Origin of the sequence: Novipirellula herctigrandis (assembly GCA_007859835.1) — a bacterium.
GTDB lineage: Bacteria > Planctomycetota > Planctomycetia > Pirellulales > Pirellulaceae > Novipirellula_A > Novipirellula_A herctigrandis.
In genome coordinates this window covers 2431947-2454549 of record SJPJ01000001.1, presented here as the reverse complement: position 1 = coordinate 2454549, position 22603 = coordinate 2431947, and the positions used below count along the sequence as shown (strand labels likewise).

The 22603-nt window shown below is 53.0% G+C and carries 28 protein-coding genes; 21 read left to right on the top strand and 7 right to left on the bottom strand.

Annotation, left to right across the window (positions count from 1 at the left end; translation table 11 throughout):
* Positions 1-8 precede the first annotated feature (8 nt).
* The 9 genes from CA13_RS08985 to rsgA all read left to right on the top strand — a co-directional run bounded on the left by CA13_RS08985 (position 9) and on the right by rsgA (position 8045).
* Positions 9-614 carry a nitroreductase family protein gene (locus tag CA13_RS08985; protein WP_146395658.1) on the top strand — a complete coding sequence of 202 codons (606 nt, stop codon included), beginning with the start codon at positions 9-11 and terminating at the stop codon, positions 612-614.
* Between the two features lie 57 nt (positions 615-671).
* Positions 672-1958, top strand: coding sequence for a DUF4303 domain-containing protein (locus tag CA13_RS08980; protein ID WP_419194112.1), 1287 nt, complete (start codon positions 672-674; stop codon positions 1956-1958).
* A gap of 53 nt (positions 1959-2011) precedes the next feature.
* On the top strand, positions 2012-3286 hold the full coding sequence (locus tag CA13_RS08975; protein WP_146395654.1) for a DUF4303 domain-containing protein: 1275 nt from the start codon (positions 2012-2014) through the stop codon (positions 3284-3286).
* Between the two features lie 130 nt (positions 3287-3416).
* Positions 3417-3782, top strand: coding sequence for a hypothetical protein (locus CA13_RS08970; RefSeq protein WP_146395652.1), 366 nt, complete (start codon positions 3417-3419; stop codon positions 3780-3782).
* On the top strand, positions 3782-4150 hold the full coding sequence (locus CA13_RS08965; RefSeq protein WP_419194111.1) for a DUF2924 domain-containing protein: 369 nt from the start codon (positions 3782-3784) through the stop codon (positions 4148-4150). The genes CA13_RS08970 and CA13_RS08965 overlap by 1 nt, the downstream gene beginning before the upstream one ends.
* Entirely contained in the window at positions 4126-4650 is a 525-nt protein-coding gene (locus tag CA13_RS08960) for a hypothetical protein (RefSeq protein WP_146395650.1), read from the top strand. Before CA13_RS08965 ends, CA13_RS08960 begins: the two co-directional genes overlap by 25 nt.
* A gap of 170 nt (positions 4651-4820) precedes the next feature.
* Positions 4821-6008, top strand: a complete 1188-nt coding sequence (locus tag CA13_RS08955; protein WP_146395648.1) for a hypothetical protein — start codon at positions 4821-4823, stop codon at positions 6006-6008.
* A 408-nt stretch (positions 6009-6416) separates the two neighbouring features.
* Positions 6417-6716 carry an MTH1187 family thiamine-binding protein gene (locus tag CA13_RS08950; protein ID WP_146395646.1) on the top strand — a complete coding sequence of 100 codons (300 nt, stop codon included), beginning with the start codon at positions 6417-6419 and terminating at the stop codon, positions 6714-6716.
* 288 nt (positions 6717-7004) lie between these two features.
* The gene (gene rsgA / locus CA13_RS08945; protein ID WP_146395644.1) at positions 7005-8045 is read left to right on the top strand and encodes a ribosome small subunit-dependent GTPase A; all 1041 of its coding nucleotides are present in this window, start codon (positions 7005-7007) and stop codon (positions 8043-8045) included.
* A 44-nt stretch (positions 8046-8089) separates the two neighbouring features.
* Here the strand turns inward: rsgA and CA13_RS08940 are convergent, their stop codons facing one another.
* Entirely contained in the window at positions 8090-8776 is a 687-nt protein-coding gene (locus CA13_RS08940) for a DNA alkylation repair protein (RefSeq protein WP_146395642.1), read from the bottom strand.
* Positions 8777-9012: 236 nt separating this feature from the next.
* Here CA13_RS08940 and CA13_RS08935 point away from each other — a divergent pair, with 236 nt between their 5' ends.
* A complete protein-coding gene (locus CA13_RS08935) occupies positions 9013-9987 on the top strand; it encodes an alpha/beta hydrolase family protein (RefSeq protein ID WP_419194110.1) in 975 nt (324 codons plus the stop codon).
* 413 nt (positions 9988-10400) lie between these two features.
* On the top strand, positions 10401-11471 hold the full coding sequence (locus tag CA13_RS08930; protein ID WP_419194109.1) for a DEAD/DEAH box helicase: 1071 nt from the start codon (positions 10401-10403) through the stop codon (positions 11469-11471).
* Positions 11472-11475: 4 nt separating this feature from the next.
* Here the strand turns inward: CA13_RS08930 and CA13_RS08925 are convergent, their stop codons facing one another.
* Both CA13_RS08925 and CA13_RS08920 read right to left on the bottom strand, forming a co-directional pair.
* Positions 11476-11706, bottom strand: a complete 231-nt coding sequence (locus CA13_RS08925; protein ID WP_146395639.1) for a type II toxin-antitoxin system RelE/ParE family toxin — start codon at positions 11704-11706, stop codon at positions 11476-11478.
* Positions 11707-11761: 55 nt separating this feature from the next.
* Entirely contained in the window at positions 11762-11983 is a 222-nt protein-coding gene (locus CA13_RS08920; protein WP_146395637.1) for an addiction module protein, read from the bottom strand.
* A 102-nt stretch (positions 11984-12085) separates the two neighbouring features.
* On the opposite strand from CA13_RS08920, the gene CA13_RS08915 reads away from it, so the two are divergent.
* From CA13_RS08915 to CA13_RS08905, 3 genes are all read left to right on the top strand, one after another.
* Positions 12086-13498 carry a bifunctional DNA primase/polymerase gene (locus tag CA13_RS08915; protein WP_146395636.1) on the top strand — a complete coding sequence of 471 codons (1413 nt, stop codon included), beginning with the start codon at positions 12086-12088 and terminating at the stop codon, positions 13496-13498.
* Positions 13499-13999: 501 nt separating this feature from the next.
* The gene (locus CA13_RS08910) at positions 14000-14470 is read left to right on the top strand and encodes an NADAR family protein (protein ID WP_146395634.1); all 471 of its coding nucleotides are present in this window, start codon (positions 14000-14002) and stop codon (positions 14468-14470) included.
* 124 nt (positions 14471-14594) lie between these two features.
* Complete coding sequence (locus tag CA13_RS08905; protein WP_146395632.1) at positions 14595-15167, top strand: ParB N-terminal domain-containing protein; 573 nt, start codon at positions 14595-14597, stop codon at positions 15165-15167.
* A gap of 111 nt (positions 15168-15278) precedes the next feature.
* Here CA13_RS08905 and CA13_RS08900 read toward each other — a convergent pair whose 3' ends face one another.
* The 4 genes from CA13_RS08900 to CA13_RS08890 form a co-directional block, all read right to left on the bottom strand.
* The gene (locus tag CA13_RS08900) at positions 15279-15578 is read right to left on the bottom strand and encodes an MTH1187 family thiamine-binding protein (RefSeq protein ID WP_146395630.1); all 300 of its coding nucleotides are present in this window, start codon (positions 15576-15578) and stop codon (positions 15279-15281) included.
* A 97-nt stretch (positions 15579-15675) separates the two neighbouring features.
* Positions 15676-15843 (bottom strand): hypothetical protein, encoded by a 168-nt coding sequence (locus CA13_RS34940; RefSeq protein ID WP_419194108.1) that lies wholly within the window; start codon positions 15841-15843, stop codon positions 15676-15678.
* A gap of 97 nt (positions 15844-15940) precedes the next feature.
* Positions 15941-16396, bottom strand: a complete 456-nt coding sequence (locus CA13_RS08895) for a hypothetical protein (RefSeq protein ID WP_419194107.1) — start codon at positions 16394-16396, stop codon at positions 15941-15943.
* Positions 16397-17025: 629 nt separating this feature from the next.
* Positions 17026-17604: a hypothetical protein gene (locus CA13_RS08890; protein ID WP_146395628.1), complete on the bottom strand. Its 579-nt coding sequence runs from the start codon at positions 17602-17604 to the stop codon at positions 17026-17028.
* 193 nt (positions 17605-17797) lie between these two features.
* On the opposite strand from CA13_RS08890, the gene CA13_RS08885 reads away from it, so the two are divergent.
* The 7 genes from CA13_RS08885 (at position 17798) to CA13_RS08855 (ending at position 22582) form a co-directional block, all read left to right on the top strand.
* Complete coding sequence (locus CA13_RS08885) at positions 17798-18013, top strand: hypothetical protein (protein WP_146395626.1); 216 nt, start codon at positions 17798-17800, stop codon at positions 18011-18013.
* A complete protein-coding gene (locus CA13_RS08880) occupies positions 17991-18740 on the top strand; it encodes a DNA alkylation repair protein (RefSeq protein ID WP_146395624.1) in 750 nt (249 codons plus the stop codon). Before CA13_RS08885 ends, CA13_RS08880 begins: the two co-directional genes overlap by 23 nt.
* Positions 18741-18840: 100 nt before the next feature.
* Entirely contained in the window at positions 18841-19488 is a 648-nt protein-coding gene (locus CA13_RS08875) for a TetR/AcrR family transcriptional regulator (protein WP_146395622.1), read from the top strand.
* Positions 19489-19498: 10 nt separating this feature from the next.
* Positions 19499-19954 carry a hypothetical protein gene (locus CA13_RS08870; protein WP_419194106.1) on the top strand — a complete coding sequence of 152 codons (456 nt, stop codon included), beginning with the start codon at positions 19499-19501 and terminating at the stop codon, positions 19952-19954.
* A gap of 90 nt (positions 19955-20044) precedes the next feature.
* Positions 20045-20962, top strand: coding sequence for a haloalkane dehalogenase (locus tag CA13_RS08865; protein ID WP_146395618.1), 918 nt, complete (start codon positions 20045-20047; stop codon positions 20960-20962).
* A gap of 66 nt (positions 20963-21028) precedes the next feature.
* Positions 21029-22045: an NAD-dependent epimerase/dehydratase family protein gene (locus CA13_RS08860; protein WP_146395616.1), complete on the top strand. Its 1017-nt coding sequence runs from the start codon at positions 21029-21031 to the stop codon at positions 22043-22045.
* A gap of 171 nt (positions 22046-22216) precedes the next feature.
* Positions 22217-22582: a four helix bundle protein gene (locus tag CA13_RS08855; protein ID WP_146395614.1), complete on the top strand. Its 366-nt coding sequence runs from the start codon at positions 22217-22219 to the stop codon at positions 22580-22582.
* Positions 22583-22603: the final 21 nt, after the last annotated feature.

Below are 22603 nucleotides of genomic sequence, written 5' to 3'. Positions count from 1 at the left end.
CATCCGATATGCAAGTCAAAGACGCGATCTTCAACCGCCGAGCCATCAAGCACTTCGACGCCGACCACAAAATGACGGCCGCCGAGGAAAAAGAACTGCTCGAAACCACTATCCAGGCTCCGACCAGCTTCAACATCCAGCACTGGCGGTTCGTGATCCTGCGCGATCCCGACCTGCGAGCGAAGATCCGCAAGGACTTCGGCAACGACCAAGCCCAGATGACAGATGCGTCGCTGTTGGTCTTGTTCACCGCCGACATGAAAGCGTGGCAGAAAGAACCGTCGCGTTACTTTGTGAACGCACCGAAGGAAGTCGCCGAAATGTTGGTCAACTGGATGGGACCATTCCACGAAGGCCGCGAGTGGCTGCAGCGAGATGAAGCCCAACGCTCGATCGGCATGGCGATGCAAACTCTGATGTTGGCCGCCCAGGGCATGGGCTACCAATCCTGCCCCATGATCGGCTTCGACATCGAAGAAGTCGCCAAGCTGATCAACCTCCCCGACGACCACGTCATGGGCCCCATGGTCGCCATCGGCAAAGCCACCAAAGAAGCTTGGCCGAAACCGGGACAACTGACGCTGGATGAGATCGTCGTTGAAAACGGATTTTGATACTTCCTGTGAATTGTTCCCCTACAACCATTCTCAAAAACAGTGCGAGAGACAAACTTGGATTGGAAACAATTTGAACGGCGGCTGTTTGACGCATGGGAATTGGCGTTTCGTCAATGGTTGGCGGACCATCCAAACCAACACGTCTATGCGTTGGCTTTTCACGAAGGTTACCGTGAAATCGATGAGGTAATTCGCCTGCCGTGGTTGGCCGTCAACAGCCTTGAGGCTCTCCAGGAATTGCAGGGAACCGAAGATGTCGAACTGCAGTGGAATCCGACTGATTGGCGTTGGCCGAATATTGATGCTGTTGATGCAACGTCTGTCGACGATTTGGAAACGGAGCTCAATGACGAGGCGAATCGCGGAAGTCAAAAGCAGTGGCTCGCTACTGAGAAACGCTTCCTCTCGGTCATGGTTCGCATTTCGAAGGCGTTGCGAAAAGAATTCGCATCAAACGCACAAACCACCAAAGAGATTGTCGTCTATCTAAGCGAGGAGGTGAGTGACTTCGACACGCTGAAGCGATGCGTTCCCAAGCGGTTGTTTGACAAGTACTTTGCTGACTTGGATCCCAAGCCTGCGATCGCCCCACCAAGTTCGACCACTGAGTTAATGCAACGTTATCTCGAAGCGCCGTGGAACTATAAGGAGGAGATTCTTCAGCTTGGTGATTCAGCGATTGATCCGCTAATTGCGTATTTGGATGAACAGCACGGCCACTTCGCCGCAGGCCTATTGGGACAACTTGGTCACGGCAACCCGAAAGTCATCACCGTGCTAAGGTCTTCAATCCAAGAAAAACCGAGGGTTGCGGGAGCTTGCGCGAACGCTCTTTTCGATCTAGGTGACAAGGAATTCCTGATTACCTTGATCGACGATCCCGATGCGTGTCCCCATATAGTCCGGGCAATTACCCGAGGCTTGAAACAATTTGAACACCATCGGCTGGACTATCGCTTGGTTGAGAGGTTTCTCAACGACGGCAGCGAAGAGGTCAAAGTGATGATTGTCGACGAGATCAAACCTGGCAGTTCCTTTGATGACATCCAAGTCGCGGATATTGACGAGGTTCTTCGCGGCTTGACGTCGGAACATTTGGCAATCCGCCAGCACGCCGTTATGTTGATGGCTTGTCGTGGGTTAGGAAGCAAGGCTGGCAAGCGATTACTCCCCGAGTTGGCAAAGCAACTGCAAGACGACAACGCGAATATTCGGCGATTAGCTCTGCTGTCATTAAAGGGCTGGAAGTCCGCAGCGAAACCTTACCGTGATCAGATGTGGGCTCTGAAGGAGGACCCTGATCGTAAAGTGAGAATGACGGCGACGTATGTTTTTGAGTAGATGAAACGTGGATCGGAAAGATCACTCACCGCTTGGACTTGTGGAGCAGAATCTTGGACTGGAAACAACTAGAGGAAACATTCGTTGCTGAGTCCGAAAAGGGAATCCAGCGATGGATGAAGCGCAATCCAAAACACCATGCCTATGCGTTCGCGTTTCATGAATGCTACCGTGAGCTAGATGGAGCAATTGCGTTTCCATGGCTAGGAGTCAATAGCGTCGAGAAACTTGCGAAGGATGAAGACTGCAAGTGGAGCGAGGCGGACTGGGTCTGGCAGAACATCCTGCCTAGTAGCCCGAATTTGAAACGGCTTGAGGCCGAAGTTTTTGACGAAGCGAACAAAAGTACGCAAGAGCATTGGTATCGAACGGAGAAGCGATTCATCACGATGATGGTGCGTGTGACCAAGGCGTTGTATCGCACGTTTGCTGGTCATCCTCAAACGACCGACGACCTTATTGTTTACTTCGGCGACGAGGACGGTGATGTGGAACTTGTCCGTAGGTGTATTTCCAAAAAGCTATGGAAGAAACACTTCAGCTTCGTCGACGAAGCCGAAAACGCTGTCATCGCAGTTGCCATTGAAGACTACTTCAAGGACCCGTATTCCTTCGAGAAGCAGATTCTGGAGATGGGGGCGGATGCTATTGAGCCACTCTGCCGAACTCTGAGTGATCCGGAAAACGGGTGGTGTGCCGCGTCGCTGCTTGGCGATCTGGGGATCGGCACTAAGCAAGTCATCAAAGAACTCCGCAAGGCGATGAAAATCCAGGGGAGTGCGTCAGATCACAGCGCTCGCTCGCTATCGCTGCTGGGCGATAACGACTACCTATTCAGACAACTTAGCGACCCGAAAAAAGTGGAGGTGGCAGCGACGGGAATTCTCGCTGGGCTGCAGCATCATGCGAATGATGGTTTAGTCCCGATCACGCTCGACTATCGACCTGTGGAGCGATTGCTTGAGATGAAAACTGCGAAGATAACTCGCCTAGTCAATCGTGAATTGAAGCCGGGCTCCTGCTTTATCCAAATTAGGCCATCTGACGTTGGTGAAGCCATTCGTGGGCTAGATTCACGACACACCGTTGTACGCCAACACGCAGTTTGTGTATTGGGCGAGCGAGGTCTTGGGAAAGCCGTTGGCGAAAAGGCGTTACCCAAACTCGCTGAGCGACTTCACGACAAAGTCGCTAACGTTCGCCGCCTTACGCTGTTATCTCTCTCGTACTGGAAGGCCGCAGCCAAGCCCTACCACGCTGCCATGCGAAAGCTGCAGAGAGACAAGGATGCCCGAGTTCGCGAATATGCGAGACACGTTTTCCGCTAGATGTTTTGAGACATCGCAACTTGCGTCGCGAGAATCTGGTTAACCCTACCGAGTTCTCTCCTACATAACCCTGAGGGCGATCGCCGTTTTGTTCGGTTCGCTAGGGATCGATTTTAGGAGGAAGGGTTATATGGCGTTGGACTATATCCAGCCTGCCGTTCAGGTGCGGAAAGTGGCGAAATTGCTGGAGATGGTGACGATTCGGGTCAAACGCGGCGAAATTCCAGAGACTTTGGAAAGTTCTCGCGAGATTGAGGAAACGGGACTTGAGATCTCTCCGCCGTCAGTGATCACTGTGTCTCGCGGCGACTGTTCTGCAACGGGCAAGACAATCCGCGATGAACTTTCAAACAGTAACGGTGATCCAATTGAGCGAACAACAACGCGAGGAGATCGCGACCATTTTGGCGCGGGCGATTCGACGAACGCTAGACAAGAAGGCAGTAGAAAGCACTCAAGACACATCCCAACGTCCGAGCACACCGGAGGTAGCTGATGAGTCCCAATCCTAACAATAGAAACAGTGCAGCATTTGAAATTGCCGAGCTGGCCGACCTGACGATTGACCAATTGGTGGCGAAGTTCGAGGTCGTGCATCAAGAAAAATGTCGTTCCCGAAATCGCAACTTCATCGTCCGACGTATCGCTTGGCGAATTCAAGCGAATGAAGAAGGCGGACTGAGCGAACGAGCACTGCTCCGGGCTGGACCGATCGCCGATGAGTCATTGATCCGAATCACACCGCCGAAACCGAAAGTCGGTGGCGACGTGGTGCGAACCAGAATGCCACCGAACTGGGATCCTCGTATTCCGCCGCCAGGCAGCTTCGTCGAGCGGCGATGGGTTCCGTATCAGCAGCGATGATCGAAGCCGCAGTCGTTGATGAGCTCCGAGTAGTTGTTGACGACCAAGGCTTGCGCGACGCTGTGTACAAAGGATCGAAGGCATTGCTTGACGGAGAACAATCCGAGATCGAAACGCACTTGGCGCAGTTGAAAGCTCAGATCACCCGCGACACGGAGGAGGTTCGACGGATATTGAAGCACGAAGTTTTCGAGAATCTGAACGATGTGCGTGTCGAGGATTTGAAGGTGCGGATCACCAAGGCGGAAGCCGATCTTGCTGTTGCAATGGACAAACTGAAGCAGGTGGCCGCTCGCCAACTCTCACGGCTCGACATCGACATCGCGATGTCGGACTTCAAAGTGGTTTGGGCTTCACTGACGGCAAAGGAACGAGTTCATCTTGTCGAACTGCTGGTTGCGAGAGTTGTCTACGAACCTGACGTCGGTTCTATGGCTATCTCGTACCACCCGACGGCGATCACCGCACTCGTCGAAGAATGTGAGGAGCCGGTTGCATGATCACGGTTCGCAAGACGATCGCGGTGACAACATCGCGCCGCCACAAAGTCGTTGACGAGAAGGAACCATTCACTCGGGCAACATCATCACGTACTCACGACAAGTCGGCGTCGAGCTAATCGAGGCTTGGATGAACCATCACGGAATCAAGACAACCGGACTGCCTGCTCGTGACCCCGCACCGACTTCGACTTTGGCAAACGCTCTCTCGGATCCCAAGTCTGCGAGCACCTCGGCGAGTGTGGCAGGCCGAGCTGGGTGAACATTGGGAACTGTGCCACCAGTTCCTTTCCGCGACACCCGACCTGGCTGCATGGACGCTGGCCAGCGACGGTGTCACCGCGTGCGAAGTCGTCGAGCATTCTGATGGATCCTTCGTCGGCATCAATCGCCTACAAGGTGAGGTGTTCGATGTTCAAAGGAGCGATCTGACAATATGGACGTTGAGCGTCGCAAAACTCGGGAAATCCCTCATGCCGCTTCTTGGTGGGCGTGCCGAGAGTTTGTCCTTTGTTCCCAATGGGCGTGTCCAGCAATTGGGACGACTTTCACCGCAGTTGGCTTCTGTGACCTTGCATTTCGGAACGTGTACGGATCACCGCTCACTCACGGAAGCAGCGATGAAGATAGCAGGAAAGACCGTGATGTTGGTTCCGTCGCTCGCCGGAACTCGCGTTGACCTTGGCTCCGTCGAGCGAACATTCGCGGTCACGATCGTCGCTGGGGACGAGATGTTCTTCGACGAAAATGGAACGATCGTGGTGAGCACTGCCGCGATGGAAGAGCTGCGTTTTCGATTGGGACTTGGCGAAGACTCTCCTCCAAACTCATTTCGCATGAATGGCGATCACTGGGAAACCTGTTTCCAGAAGACACGGTTCTCGCTATCGGATGCCGTTGGCATGTGGTATCTCGCTGAGTTCTTGTCGCGTCCGGGCAAAATACTCAGCCCTGTTGAACTAGAGAACGCTCGGACTGGAATTGCTGCCCGATCGTCGACCAGTGGCACGGGCGAGGCTTTCGATGAAGAAGCTCGCCACGACTACAAACTTCGGCTAGTGGACCTCGGTGTTCGCATCGCAGAAGCTGAACGCAACCACGATGCAGGTACGCTCGAAACGCTGCAAACCGAACAGTACGCCATTCTCTCGCAACTCCAGAAAGACACAGGCAAGGACGGCAAAGCCCGCGTACTCACCGACGGATCCAAGTCACGCAAGAATGTCCGGCAAGCAGTCAGCCGCGACATCAAACGCATTGCCGAGCATCACGTCGAACTGGCAGAGCACTTAAGATTCGCGTTCAAAGGCAATTCAATGTGTTACTTCCCAAGCCTCGATCCAGCGTGGGAGTTCTGATGATCTGGCATTAAGCGATCGCCGACCAAAGCGGTACCTTCCACAGCAGCGGCGACGGGCGGCTCTGGTCGGAGTCTGTCCATGCATAGAACCCAGGGATAAACCAGCCGACGAGCAAACTCACCGAAATAAATAGCGGGAAGAGCGGAACTCTCGATGTCAGCTTGGAAACTTCCATACTTCTTCGAGAGCCTGTTTCAGCTCGACTACTGCGCCCGTTTCAAAAAGAAACAAAACCCAAACGGCACCGTTCTGTTCTAATCGGCGTTGCTGCCAGCCTGCTCCCTTAAGGAGGAAACAAAGGAAGATCCGTCTTGGAATCACTTGTGAACATACATTTCTTGGCATGGAAGTTGATACTTGACCCTAGAAACAGTTACCTAGTGGTAAAAGAGAGGCTTATCGGAGATGAAAGTGATTGTCGATTTGTGTGTCGTCCCGTCGGGCGTTGGTGTATCCGTTAGTAAGTACGTCGCTGAATGCCAGAAGGTATTGCAGGAAGCCGGATTAATGCATCAGCTCCACGCTTACGGCACAAATATCGAGGGTGACTGGGACAACGTGTTTGCCGCAAGAAAGCAGTGCCATCAACGTGTTCATGCTATCGGGACGCCACGAATTACCACCAGTATCAAGGTTGGAACTCGCACGGACCGAGAACAGTCAATGCAGGACAAAATCAGCAGCGTGAAGGAGAGCAGAAACTAATGGGCGGTCAGGTTTATGGTAGCGAGTTGGGAATCAGTGGACTTCGCCAAAAGTCCCTACGAAGCTATGAGTAACGGATTTTTGGCGAAATCCATAGCACAAAATTTAGTGCTGGCAGTACACTAGAAGTCCTCGCCAACCGGTTCCCGCTTCATTGATGAATGGCACGTCGTCTGTTCCTTCGTCGTGCCCATCAAACGACGAGAAATGACACAATCCTTGCGAACCATTTGGATGCTTTGAGTGTCGATCGGTTCGGGTAGTAGGGATATTGAGATAGGATGAACGATGGATTATCGACAGCTCGGTAAAATTGGTTGGAAAACATGTTTTTCGGCGCACTTGACGGAAGAACAAGAGCGTAACGCCTTTCCTGTACGCGTTGGTGCCCATTTCGGCAGGCGAATCCTCTGCCTGACTGGTAGCGAGGAGATTGCGTTGCCCATCGAGCAATTGGACGTTTGCGGAGAGTTGGCAGTTGGCGATTGGTTACTCTTGGACAATGAGTCCAGACGCGGGGTGAGCAGGCTTCCGCGCGAGTCGCTGATTTCGAGAAAGGCAGCAGGAGTGAAATCGCAGACTCAGTTGATTGCCGCCAACGTCGATACGCTGTTCATCGTTTGTTCCTGCAACCACGACTTCAACCAGTCTCGACTCGAACGGTATTTGGCACTGGCTTCCGAGTCGCATGTTAACCCGATCGTTGTGCTCAGCAAAGCCGATCTGTGCGAAGATCGCGACTCACTTCGTCAACAAGCATCGCAGTTGATCAGTGGTTTGATCGTGGAAACCGTTGACGCGAGAGACTCGGGCGACATGGAACCGCTGGCCTATTGGTGTCGCAGTGGCCAAACCGTGGCCTTGGTAGGATCCTCCGGAGTCGGCAAATCGACACTGGCGATGTCGCTGGGGGCTGGGCCTATTTCGACGCAAGGCATTCGTGAAGACGACTCCAAAGGCCGGCATACAACCACGGTCCGTTCAATTCATTGCCTCAGCGCTGGGGGCGTCTTGATTGACACCCCAGGCATGCGTGAACTCCAGTTGGCCGACTGCGAAGAAGGAGTCGCTGAGGTCTTCGATGAGGTTGTTTCTTTGGCAGAGGACTGTCATTTTCGCGACTGCAGCCATCAAGGCGAACTAGGTTGCGCAATCGCTGCAGCGATCGAGAGCGGTGAACTCGATGCGCGACGACTCAGGAACTACTTGAAACTAAATGCCGAGCAAGCACGAAACGCCCAGTCGATTCATGAACGTCGAGAGCAAGACAAGAAACTTGGTCAATTCTACAAGATGACACTCTCTGCTAATCAAAAACGAAAGTACTGAATCTTTTTTGTCCCTGATGGGCAAGCTCCGCTGACTTTCGCGAATCACAGCCCGAGCTTCTGCTTCGCGTGATCGCTGGTGAGGTGTTTGACCACATCGAACGGATCGCACGATTCGCTATGCGTGATCGGTCCAATTGCTCTGGCGACTTTTAACGCCGCCCTGTTGAGTTTCTTTGTCCGCATTCCAATGCCCATTAACGCAGCAGCCATCGCCATCAGAACCGGGGTTGATACGTGATTGCGTTTTTTGTCGATGTCCGCGACATTCGCCAGAAAATACGCTTCGTCGGGTACGCTCTTCTTCTTACTTTTCGAGATTTCGTAGAGTAGTCCGTACCCGCAGCGACAGCGAATGGAGTCTTCGCTATTGATCCAGTTGTCGGCGAGTTCGACCACGAATCGCGTTTTTGCCAAGGGCGCCCCACAGGTGGAAAATACATGTACTAGGTATCCGCCTTCGAGTTCCTCGACCTGCGACTCCGCCTGTTCGACGGTCATCGTTTTCGGATCGTCGATGAGGATCGAGATTATTTTCATCTCATAATAGTTTGAGTTCCACAATGACTTAGCCAGCTTGGCATCGCGTCCGATTGTCTTTGCAAACTTCCGGAGGATAGTCAGCCCGATGCCGTAGCTTTTAAGCTCGCTTTCGTTTTGTTTCTTCCAGTGCTCGATGCCTCGAGAGTCCTGGTTCTTCTTCAAATAGGCGACGACGGTTGACTTGTTCATGCAAATCAATTTAATCGGTTTTGTAAATCGCGTCCACTTCTCGCTAAACGGTTATGGCTTGGCGAAAGATGGGCACGAAAAAGAAATTGTGCATGAGGGTTTCTAATAATTCAGACGGATGCCAAGAAACGGAGGCAACCTCCGAAGACCGTTCATAGAGTAAGATTAGCCGAGAAAAGATCGTTGCTGTTGGTACTTGGTTGGCTGAGGAATTGAAGACAATGAGGGGAAGTCGCGTGGATCGAAAGACACTGTTTCTGAAGTCGTTATTACTTGCCGTCGTTCTGCTGAGTCTGACAAGGCCAGTGTTCGCAGTTGACACTGCAACTGTCAAACATCTCGACTTCGAACCGCAGGACGCAAAACGCGACCGTGCGGTCCCTGTTCGGGTTTACCTTGCCGAGCAGGCTTCGGCTGGTCCCGTTGTCCTGTTTTCACATGGGCTCGGTGGCTCGCGAGCAAACAATCCTTACCTGGGCAAGCAATGGGCCGCCTCCGGATATGTTTGCGTCTTCATGCAACACGCCGGAAGCGATCAGGAAGTCTGGCAGTCGGCTCGACTTCGCGATCGCATGAAGGCCGTCAAGCAGGCGGCCAGTGCAAAGAGTGCAGCCGACCGAATCCAAGATGTCTCGTTCGTTATCGATCAGTTGGAAAAGTGGAATCAAGAAGCCGATCATCCACTATGCGGCAAACTCGATCTGGATCGCATCGGCATGAGCGGGCACAGTTTTGGCGCGGTGACGACTCTCGCCGTCGCCGGCCGTCGATCTTTATTCGGCAAGAGTTATGCCGACGAGCGGATTGACGCATTCTTTGCCATGAGCCCTCAACCCGGGCAAGGATTGTCTGCCCAACGCGCCCTTGGTCACATAAGTGCGCCGATGTTGTGTATGACCGGAACCAAGGATGACAGTCCGATCAACGATCGTGTGACACCCCAGTTACGGCGAGAAGTTTATAAGGCTCTCCCCGAAGGTGATAAGTACGAGTTGGTCTTTGACGGCGGTCATCACTTCACCTTCGGTGACTCGGAAGGCTTTCGCACTCGCGGTCGCGATCCCGACCATCACCCCGCAATCCAGAAGATCAGTCTGAAATTCTGGGACGCCTATTTGCGAGATGACCAATCGAGTCGTCATTGGTTGCAATCCAAGCAACCGAAGATCGATTGCAAGCTGAAGGCCTCGGATACTTGGCAATGGAAGTAGGAAGGCTATCTCGCCTTCGCATCAACGCACAGACCGAGCTTTGGTGCTCCGATTTTGTCGACGGAATCGGCAAACCGAAATTCGCAAACCTTGCTCAAACCGCGAAAAAACGCCTGATTCACGTGCATAAGTATCGTCAAAATTAACTGGTGACATGTCTTCCGGTTCGCACGAATTCGACTACTGCGCCCTTTTCAATGGATTAAATTTCTCCAAACGACTCATCAAATGTGCCAAAGACTCACGTCATGAGTCGCCGTGACTCCAGCTGAGAGATTCGCTCCCCGTTTCAAATTGACAGGGCTGATCCCGCTGGCCCGTGTTTCCCTGTGAACGACCGCCCGTTCGCAGCACGGTTTCTGCCGGCCGGAGTCGTCCAGCGGACCTCCAGCCGGAGGATATCCAAAGCCGGTGTGCACCGAGCCGATTTCGGCGGACTGCACATCCGCGCCGGCGAGTTCGTCAGCGGAGAAGTCGAATCGCTGATAAATGACGACGCCCTCGTGTCGGCCGCGTGTGCCGAGATCGTGGAATTGACGCAAGACAGGCGGGCCGTGTTGATCTTCGCGTCGTCCGTCGCACACGGGCGCCGTGTCGTCGAAGTGTTGCAGCAGAACCACGGCATTGAATGCGGTTTTGTCACTGGCGAGACACCGGCCGCCGATCGTGACGAATTGCTGGCTCGCTTTCGCGGCGATGCTCCAACCTCGCTACTTGGGGAAGAGCCACTGCGTTTCCTTTGCAACGTTAGCGTGTTGACGACCGGTTTTGACGCACCGCGAGTCGATTGCGTGGTGATGTTGCGACCAACCATGTCGCCGGGGCTGCTTTACCAATGCGTCGGCCGCGGCTTTCGCTTGCATCCCGACAAACAGGATTGCCTCGTCCTCGATTTCGGCGGCAACATCGAACGCCACGGACCGATCGACCAGATCAAACCGAAGGAAAAACAACTTCGCTCCGGCAGCGAGCCGCCAGCAAAAGAGTGCGAAAAGTGTCACGCCCTTGTTGCCTGCGGATACGCGAACTGTCCTGAGTGCGGTCATCCGTTCCCGCCTTCACAACGAGAAGCCCATGATGCCGAGGCATCTGAGGCTGGCGTGTTGTCGGGTGAAGTGACCGACATCGAATACAACGTCCAAGACATCATCTATCGCATCCATCGCAAACGCGACGCCGACGAAGACGCACCTCGCTGTTTGCGTGTCGACTACATGATCGGCCTGGATCATTGGCAAAGCGAATTCATTTGTATTGAACATACAGGCTACGCTAAAGCGAAGGCAAATGTCTGGTGGTCTCAGCGTTGCCTCGATCCGTGTCCCAATAATGCTGAGGAGGCACTTGATATCGCCAATGCAGGTCTATTGGCCTCACCCGAACGAATCACAGTGCAATCGATCACTGGACAGAAATACGATCGCATTACCAAGCAGACACTTGGTGAAATTCCGAACGCTGCATTGGAAGAGGCACCGTTCTGATCATTTATTCTTCGATCCGCTTCATCCACATCTTCGGATTTCTGTGACCATGCATAATCGCCAAAATGTCCACGTACTGGCCATTGATCCGAAATACGACGAGGAAAGGAAAACGCTTGATGGGACAGACCCGAGCATCTTTGAAAACCAGTGCAAATTGCTCCGCGTTGCTTTCAATCCGATTGACCGCAATTCGTACCTCATCAACCAGATCATATCCAAGGCCTCGTACCAATCACGCGCTTCGGCAAGATCATGTTTTGCCGGATCGGTGAAATAGGCTATTCGGTTCAACCGTTCCGTCCTAGTTCGTTGAAAACATCCATCGCCGGTGTTCGTTGATCGGGATTGCTATCCGCCATCTTGATTCGTTCATCAATCAGATTTCGTTGGGAATCCGAAAGGCTCGGCAATCCCTCATCAACAACGCTATCCCAGATTTTCCCAACGACCTCGAGTCGTTCGGCGAGCGGCAGCCCAATGGCTTCGCGAGCTATGTCAATTTGATTCATTATTCTACGCAAAGCTCCACGCTGATGATTGTTTGACGGCGGCGTCGGCAACCGACTGGCGTCGATTACATGTTTCTACGTCATTCTCTCGCAGTATAACCAATGACTACGCATCCACCAACCGATGTCCGTACTCAAGCGGCGATCTATCGTCAAAGAGGCTGGTATGCGGTGCCAATTCGTCCTGGATCCAAATCACCGGTGCTGAGCGGTTGGCAGAACCTTCGCATCGAAGCCGACCAAATCAAACTGCACTTTTCCGCAAAAGATAATATCGGCATTCTACTCGGCGAACCGTCTGGCTGGCTCGTAGACGTTGACCTCGATTGCGCCGAAGCGATCGAACTTGCCGATCAATACTTGCCACCAACGCTGGCGATCACTGGGCGGCCGTCTGCGCCGCGATCCCACCGCTGGTACATCGCGATCGGGGCGACCACCGAAAAACACACCGATCCAAGTGATGGCTCGATGATCGTCGAATTGCGTTCAACCGGAACGCAAACCGTCGTCGGGCCGAGTGTGCATCCCGACGGTGAGGCATACGAAACACTCAACGGCGAACCGGCCCCTGTTCCCGCTCCGATGTTGGCCGCCTGCGTGAAGGCTTTGGCCGATGCCGTTATCCATCGGCGTGGACCCGCGAAGCCGCCGCAACAAAACGGCACGTTGCCGCCACAGTCGCCGCGTGTGGGCAACGACGTGGAATCGCGGGCGATCGCCTACTTGAACGCGATGCCGCCTGCGATCGCCGGCAGTGGTGGTCACTCGCAAACCTATGCCGCCGCGACCGCACTCGTCCATGGATTCGGCCTCGACACCGATCGTGCATTGGCAATCCTGGCCGCTGAATACAACCCACGCTGCAGCCCGCCCTGGTTCGACAAGGAACTCCGACACAAGGTCAACCAAGCGGCAACGAAACCGCATGATCGCCCTTTCGGCTGGCTTCGTGATGATGGGCCGATTGAGCACGCCGTCAACGATGTCGACCTAAGCCAGTTCATGGTCGGACGTGCTCAACCCGCGGTTTCTGCTCAGCCTCCGCCGGCCGAAACAACGCCCGATCCTGGGCAACTACCCGAGCGACTTTTTAACGTGCCAGGCTTCGTCCGTCGCATCATGGATTTCACGCTGGCAAATGCTCCCTACCCGAATATCGGCCTGGCGTTCTGCGGTGCAATGGCGTTGCAGTCGTTTCTCGCTGGTCGAAAGGTCTGTACGTCTGGTGACCTGCGAACGAATCTATATCTACTTGCTCTCGCCAGCAGCGGCACCGGCAAGGAGTTTCCTCGCAAAGTCAACTCGCAGATTCTCTTTCAGATCGGCATGTCCGCATCGCTCGGCGACAAGTTTGCATCCGGCGAACCCGTTTCATGCCGATTGCTTGAAACTGCTCAAACGACTCGGCGAGCAACCCGAACAGCGAATGCAACGACAACACATTCTCAAATACATGAAGTGCAAGGCCGCCGACTTGGACCAGATCATTTTGACGCTCGTGCAACAAGGTGAGATCGAACCCATCACCATGCCGACCGCCACCAAAACCGCGAGCGGCTTCCAGCGAGTCGTTGCCGAATGAAACCTTCACCTACGCTTCCCAATCCTTCCCCAAATAGAGAAGGATTCGACCCGAAAACAACGAATCGTTCCCAAACCTTCCCCGGCGATAGGGAAGGATTCCAAAGGGCGTTTGACTACCAAATATAGGAACAATCTCTCTCTTTCTACGAATACTTCCCCTGTTCCCCCGCTCATGCCCGCAATGACCAAATTTTCGACCGCCAGCTCTCGCACAGGGCTGGGGAAGGATTCGAGGGAAGGATCGCCCCGATGGACTGCCCGCAAGGCGTTTAGGTACTCCCGGCTGATCGTGTCGCTGCTCAGGGCAACCGGAACAGCAGCCTTATTAGGCACAGTTTGTTTTGATTGTCCGAACGATCGAACGAACCTGATATCATCTGCATGTGTCTTCTGACGCGGCACAAATTTTCACAAGAGCAATCAGACGTAATGACCGACCCAATCAAGTTCTACAGTACCGGCGATGAATATGGCGAGTTTTCCAACTTCGCCGACTACCCGATTCGTATTGGGAAGGCGACATGGCCTACGACCGAGCACTATTTTCAGGCGATGAAGTTCAAGTCAAAGTCCGACCAAAACGAAATTCGCAAAGCAAACTCACCGATGCTCGCAGCAAGAATGGGACGCGACCGAAAGCGAACGCTCCGCAAGGACTGGGAGTCGGCAAAGGTCAACGTAATGCGTGAAGCTCTAATCGCCAAGTTCACCCAGCACGAAGAGCTTCGCGAACTTCTGCTCAGCACCGGCAACGCCAAAATCATTGAACACACTACCAACGATGATTATTGGGGCGACGGTGGTGACGGTCGCGGCAAAAACATGCTCGGACGCTTGCTGGTCGAAGTGCGTTCGCGATTGCGCGAGGAATCTCGGACGACGAACTCCGGTCAAGATTAGGCGTAGCGACAAAGCATCTGAGCGACCGCCAGCTCAAGAATAGCACCCAACCAACCAAACATCTAACCAACCACCAACCGACCGACCCCTTTCCATTTCACTCTCCCTTGGAAAGGACGCTGCAATGCAGGTCGAAATGTGGTCGCTTGATCGAATCAAGCCTTACGAGAACAACCCTCGCATCAATGACGACGCTGTCGATGCGGTCATCCTCTCAATCAACGAATTCGGTTTTCGCCAGCCGATTGTGGTCGATGCCGATGGTGTCATCATCGTCGGACATACGCGGTTCAAAGCCTCGCAGAAGATCGGGCTGACCGAAGTCCCCGTTCACGTCGCAACGGACCTCGAACCCGAAGCAGTGAAGGCGTACCGGATCGCCGACAATCGAACCGGCGAGAACGCGGAGTGGGATTGGGACTTGCTGCCCATCGAAATCGGCGAGTTGCAGCAATCGGGATTCGATTGCGAGTTGATCGGGTTCAACGACGACGAACTCGCCAAGCTGCTCGATCCAGGCGTGTCACAAGGTCTGACTGATCCCGAGGACGTGCCGGAGCCGCCAGACGAAGCAGTGACGCAGCTTGGCGATATTTGGATCCTCGGCGATCACCGATTGCTTTGCGGTGATTCATCGCCAAGTGATCGATGCTGGAAGTGCGAAATGATTCACGACAACACCTGTGATCAATCTTAACCATGGCATCAAGCCGACTTCCTTCCGCGCTTCGGTACTCCGTAGGTCGGATTCGGTGAGACCAATTTCGCTACAGCTGCCAACGTAACCGAAGATAGATTGCAAGGCGTTCTACGCTAGCGTCTCGGTAACGCTATCAATCTTGTCCTGCATCGACTGCTCGCGATCGGTGCGGGTTCCAACTTTGATGCTCGTGGTAATTCGCGGCGCGCCCATCGCGTGAACGCGTTCGTGGCAACGCTTGACTGCCGCAAATACCTCGTCCCAATCACCTTCGATGTTCGTGCCGTAAGCGTGCACTTGGTACTCCAGTCCTGCGTCCTGCAAGACTTTTTGACATTCGGCAACGTACTTGCCCACGGAGACACCAACGCCCATCGGCACGACGCACAAATCTATGATCACCTTCATCTCAACAATCTCCCTCACATTTCGGTCAAGTTTGGTTCGCCTCCCCGACTCATTCCAAGTCCCCGGCAACGTCGTCGCCAACAACGACCGCTGGGACTTAGTCTTCGATCTCCCCCGCAGTGCCACTGAATCCCTCCGCTCTGGCACCTACGCCTAGTCCGTCGAAGTCACCGACGAACAAGACGCCGAGATCACCACCATCCGATGCACCATGGAGCTGACTGCGAAGCAAACGTGAGCGTCGAACGTATTCACGTGGCAACACCACAAGCTCAATTCCTAAAACCCACTCTCCTGGAAACCCATTCAAAACAATAGCCCGAATACAGTGTCGGTTTAGAAGAGACACTGCAATGCAGCCCTTAGCCCGTTTCCGATGGTTCGGGCTTGATTGCCGATGCGTTTAGTCGGCGGGTGCCGCTGGTGAAGATGCCAAGAGCAACCGACACACCCACGATCAGTCCGATCATGACAATCGCTGGCCCTTGCCCATGCGGCCCAGCGAAAAGAAACAAAACGCCAGGAGGCAACACGACGGCAACCGCAGAGTAAATGTACTGGCTGTCACGTATCGTTGGATCATGTGGCCAATTACGTGAGCGAAAACGGTAGACCAACCCCCCCAAAATACATCCCATGAGAACAACGGCAAATCCAAACGGATTCTGATGTGCAAGAAAGGGTACCGAACCAAATCCACCGAGAAGCCCAAATCCGGCTATGTAGAGTGCAGGTCCGCGGCGAACTCGCGTCGTTGCCACGTCTGTCTGATCGTTCGATTCCACCGTTACTGGTGGTGCGTACGGATTGCTAGACATAGAAATGTTGGATCAAAGCACGAATCTTCATAGGCTTGGCCGAATGGATTGGGCGAAACCGTTTTGACAGTTTGTGAATTCTCAAAATCAAAGCCTCTACGGCACGGATATCATCTTCGCGAATAGTAAGTGATCCTATTTCAGACTGCGTTCTCAAACAGGCGGAGCTTCCTCGGGATTAGGAATGCGACGGAGTTCGACACTATCGGAACCGCAGTTAAGCTGTAAGACGCTCGGCAGCGGCCCCAGAACCACCCACAGCATATAGGGAGGACCGTTCCGCGTTGACCAGGTCGAAAAAAGGAGCACTTCGGTAGAGCTTTGTAAAACAACTGGCTCTCCGAGCATGTGATGCGGGCCGTGCAATCTGACCACGAATATATTTTTATCTTCAACCCACGCCTCGATCGGTTGGTACCGGCCTAGGTCGCAATCGGCGGGAATGGAATACTTCGTAACAAAGACGCCTCGCTGTTTTGCATGCTCGATCGAAGAGGACGAAGAACCCGCCCAACGTGAGTGACACCCCAATGAAACCGTTGCAAGTAGTACACATATCGTCGAGACGAAGTTCATGGCGGGTACGCGGGAAACCAAGATTGGGCGGGGAGCGATTGCGAACATGGACACTACCAGTAGCCAGCGTGTTGATAAACGGTGTTTGATGTCGGGTCGAAAAAGTAGTTTGCTCCCCCGCCGTCGCTCTGTACTGGACTGTGGAACTCAAAAGCTTTCTCAAGTGGCGGCCAATTCAGCCCTTCAAACCGATAATCGAACTCATCGTAAGTCGCTGCGTCATCATCATCCAGTTCTTCGCGAGGGATCGCGAATGGCCCATCTGCCTCTAGCCACAATTGATCGAGGTAGTCCCTCAGTTCCGTCTCCGTGATCGTGTATTTCGCTCGATGGCCCATGGCAAATTTGTCGAGCGTGATATCTCTCGCAGTGGTTGGCAAATAACGCTCGATCCGAAAATCTTTCACTTCTGCATACGTGTCATAGGAAAATACGCCAAAACGCTTGGCATCCATGATCGACATGATTCCTGAACACAGTGGAACAAAGGCGACTACCGCCAACACGAATGCGATCAAGAATGCCTTGCCAACACGCCATTTGAAGACTACCGCAGTGAGCGTAACAATTGCAACGAAACCGGTAAGCGACCAGAACGCAATCTTAAACGGAACGACAATGGGCCAGAGCATGAGACGATGTGGACTTTTTGTTTCTGGGCGAAACGGAAGATGATTCGGCCAACGTAATTCTCTTTCACTCCAGTAGCGCTGTCAATCAAACGTCCACTCGCACTTGCTGTCTTTCGCCGGGGGCCCGCCAGATGTACAACTAAAGATTGTACGTGGTTCGCAACACTCAAAGGACGAAAGCGGAGATTACCCCATGGCTAAAAAGACAACGAAGAAGCCACAGCTGACCCTTAGCGACATCTACAATCAAGTATCGCGAAAAGCTGACACAAAAGGCGTCAAGATCAACGTGGCTGAAACCAAGCGAGTCCTCGCCTGCTTCTTCGACGTGCTCGAAGACTACAAACCCGTTGAAGCATTCGACTTCATCGCCAAAGGCCTGAAGCATGCAGGCACTCGGCGTCATTAAGATGACGGCGAAGCAGGTTCTGTCAGCCCTTCGTGAAGTGGCTTGCGAAGAGAGAGCAGCAAAGATGCCGATGTATGTCAAAGCCGTGCCTGGTGGGTATGGCGAAGGCGATCGGTTCCTTGGTTGCGCCATGCCGGACCAGCGAAAAACAGTTCGCCAGTTTGGTGATTTGTCGCGTGACGAATTGCTGAAGCTATTCGCTTCGCCTTGGCATGAGTGCCGAATGACCGGATTGCTGATACTGGTCACTCAGTATGAGGCCGCCGCTAAACCGAAGAATCCTCATCGCGACTTTGAATGCCGCGAGATCGTCGAGTTCTACTTGGCATACCTTGAAGCGGTGAACAATTGGGACCTCGTTGATTCGACGGCTCCAAAAATCCTTGGGGCTTGGTTGGTGGAGCATTTTGATGAACGTGGTGTGCTCGATCGGCTTGCCGCCAGCGATGTATTGTGGGAGCGACGTGTGGCAGTATTGGCCACTTTGACGCTCATCAAGAACGATGAGTTCGAGGAGATCATCGAGCTTGCCGAGCGTTTGATGGACGACGGGCATGATCTGATGAACAAGGCGATCGGATGGATGCTCCGCGAAATGGGCAAGCGCGACCAGCAGCAGTTAGAAAAGTTCTTGAAGGAGCATGCTAAGGCGATGCCGCGAACGATGCTTCGTTACTCCATTGAAAAGTTGTCGAGGGAAGACCGAACGAAATGGATGAACCAGTGAACCGACCGCTCGTCGAGCAAACCGAAGCGATCGTGCGGGAACGAAGGTTGTTCAAAATCAGTAGGCCACAGGTGCCGAAATCAGTCGAAAAAGGCGACTGATGGACTATATAACAAAATCGCAAGCACTTGTTGACCGGTTGGTCTATATGTGCGATAATACGCTCATGAAGACAGGACGACCAACCGAATTTGACCGCGAAGAAGCACTGGAAAAGGCCATGGGCCTGTTCTGGCGCAAGGGTTATGAAGCGACAGGCTTGGCTGACTTGACGAAAGAAATGGGTATCGGACGACAGAGCCTTTACAACGCTTTTGGCGATAAACACTCGTTATTTGTCGCTGCGGTAAAGAACTACGGCAATTGGACGGTTCAGCAATTCACTACGACTTTGCAGCAACCGGGATCACCCATTGGCAATATTCAAAAGCTAGTGCAGTCAATCGTTTCATTCGCAAAGAGTGGCGACAATTGCGGCTGTCTTCTTACCAACTCAATGGTCGAGTTGTCGCCTCACGATGAAGAAGTCGCTGAACTGGTACGTTCGACGAACAAACGTGTGCTCAAAGCGTTTCAAGGCGCACTCGATCAGGCGGTTGAAGCGGGTGAAATTTCAGGCGATACGGACACCAGAGCGGTTGCCCGATTCCTGAACTCCACCATCCACGGCATGGTCGTGATGGGGAAAAATGGATCGAGCAAGGCAGCACTCAACGACATCGTCAAAATCGCTTTATCGAAACTGTAAGGAAAGAACTATGGGAAACAAAACGTTTAGCCTTAAGCAATTTGTGATTGTCACATTGATTACAAGTATTTGGATACATGTTGGCGAAGTAGCAAGAGCCTTTTTTGTCGCGTTTCCGCGCATGGCAGCCTTTTTTGAAGGCAAGCTACAAATTGTCGGGGCTGACCAAATGCAAATCAGTCACGCAATCATCTGGGGGCTGTGGGACACAATTCTCACTGCCGTACTAGTGTTTATCCTTTGGCTTTGCTTAGAAGTGTTTGGCGACAAAACAAAGTCAATCCTTATCTCTGGAACAACGACAGCATTGGCTACGATTGGCATTTTTTGGATCGCAGCAGTCAACTCCGGACTTGGCGAATGGAGCACTGCATTTGTGCTATTTCCATTGGCATGGATTGAATTGCTGATTGGGGCATGGATTGCTTCAAAGCTGTTTTCAAAAGTCGCAATACCCAATGCTTGATGACGGACAGCGTTTTTATTTGCCTATTTATGGATCGATCGGTCCGTAACTGGGATGGTAAAGAATTATCAGCCGCTCGCCAAACTTCCCATGATTTCGTTCAAACCAATTCCACTGACAGGAGACAACATTGTGCCCAGCGGTTTTCGCAACCAAAAGAAGTTCAAGACCATCCATGGCAAGCAGATGGCTTACATCGAACAGGGGGAAGGCGACCCAATCGTGTTCTTGCACGGAAACCCGACTTCGTCTTACCTCTGGCGAAATGTCATGCCGCATATGGAAGGCAAAGGCCGCTTGATCGCGCCTGATCTGATCGGCATGGGAGACTCCGACAAATTAAACGACAGCGGCCCCGACAGCTACACGTATGTCGAGCAGCGCAAATACCTGTTTGCCTTGTTGGAAGAACTGGGCGTGACCGAAAATGTCACGTTGGTGATTCACGACTGGGGTTCTGGACTCGGTTTTCATTGGGCACAAACCCACCAAGACGCAGTCAAAGGTATCGCATTCATGGAAGCCATCGTGGCTCCTTTGTCGTGGGACCATTTCGACGAAGCTGTTCTCGACGTTTTTAAGGGAATGCGGTCTCCGGCTGGCGAAGAGATGATTCTTCAACAAAACGTCTTTGTCGAACAGATACTTCCCGGCTCGATTCTCCGGAAGTTGCGCGACGAAGAAATGAACGAGTACCGCCGACCATTTTCCAACGAAGGCGAAGACCGCCGTCCAACGCTGACTTGGCCTCGACAGATTCCGATTGACGGCGAACCTGCTGACGTGTTTGAAATCGTTTCCGCCTACAGCAAGTGGATGACCGAGTCGCAAATTCCAAAGCTCTGGATCAACGCCGAACCGGGCGTGTTAATTACCGGTGCGGCAAGGGACTTCGTCAGAACATGGCCCAATCTGGCGGAGACCACGGTGCCGGGTCTGCATTTTCTCCAGGAAGACTCTCCCGACGAGGTCGGACGAGCGATTCGCGACTGGCACGCAAAGCTTTAGTCCAATTCGTGTTTTCAATACGCAAGAACAAACAAGCAACCTTCAAATCGAAAGATAAGTGTAAATATGAGTAAAGAAACAGTACTGCTGACAGGCATTTCCGGTTACATCGGACTTCATTGTGCAAAGAAGTTGTTGAACAACGGCTTCGAGGTGCGAGGGTCAGTGCGAAACACCGCCAAGGGAAAAAAGGTTCACGAAACACTGGCTGCGGCATCCGTCGATACGACAAATCTGACCACTGTCGAACTCAACCTGACGTCTGACAAAGGTTGGGACGAAGCGACAAAAGGATGTGACTACGTGATGCACGTGGCATCACCCTACGTCATTGCAGATCCAAAATCCGAAGACGAAGTCATTGCCCCAGCAGTTGACGGTACTCTGCGCGCCTTGCGCGCAGCCAAGAAATCTGGGGTCAAACGAGTGGTGCTGACCAGTTCTGCTCTGGCGATGATGGGCAGCATGAAAACCGGAACCTTTGGCCCGCAGGATTGGACGGATACTGATTCAAAGCAAATCAGCACCTACACCAAAAGCAAGACGTTGGCAGAAAAAGCGGCGTGGGACTTTGTCGCGAAGCAGTCTGCTGATTCGGTGATGGAAATGGTGAGCGTCAATCCCGGGGCTGTCTTTGGCCCACCTATTGGCACCGACATTAGTGGCCAGTCGATGACGATGATCGACAAGATGTTGCGTGGAAAAATGCCGATGGTGGGGGATGTGTCCATGCCGATGGTCGATGTTCGTGATCTTGCCCAGCTGCATGTGCAAGCGTTGACCAATTCTAATGCCGCAGGAAAACGAATCATCGGTGCTGCTGCCAAGCCGAACAGGATCGTCAAAATTGCCGAGATTCTGAGGAGCAAGGGTTACAAAGGACCGAAAGCCCGGGTCGCACCTAACTTCCTTTTGCGAATCATGTCGCTTTTTGATGCCGAGGCAAAAGGCATGGTCGGGCTACTTGGCACGAACGTGCAGGCTGACAATTCCGAAACCCGTGAGTTGTTCGAGTGGAATCCAAGACCGTTTTCAGAATCCGTATTGGATACTGCGGCCGCCATAGAAGCCATTTCGGCCTAAGCCCAATGAAACAAACCTTTCGCCGAGCGAAAGACAACAACACACTTTTGACGAGATAACTGAGGTTTAAGAAATTTGTTTTTGTTACCGAGTCGATAACGCAAAGATGGTCGAAACACGTGAGCGACGTGTGGAAGAGGTGTTGCAAGGCTGAAGGAGGAAGGGTGAGGGATGAATGAAGAAAAACCCAAGGACTTGAAGAGCCGAACTCGCGATTTTGCATTGCGGATCATTCGCATGTATTTGTCGTTGCCGAAGACGACGGAGGCCCAGGTGATGGGCAAGCAGATTCTTCGTAGCGGGACTTCAGTCGGAGCGCACTACCGAGAAGGCACACGTGCCCGATCCGACGCTGAGTTCATCAGCAAGATCGAGGGCGGTCTCCAGGAACTCGAAGAAACGGTCTACTGGATGGAATTGCTCGTTCAGTCGGGAACCGTAGAAGAGAATCGACTTCAACCGCTAATGCAGGAGGCGGACGAAATCACCGCGATCCTCGTCACCTGCGCCCAGAACGCTCGGCAACGCAAATCCTAATTCATCCTTCATCCCTCCACC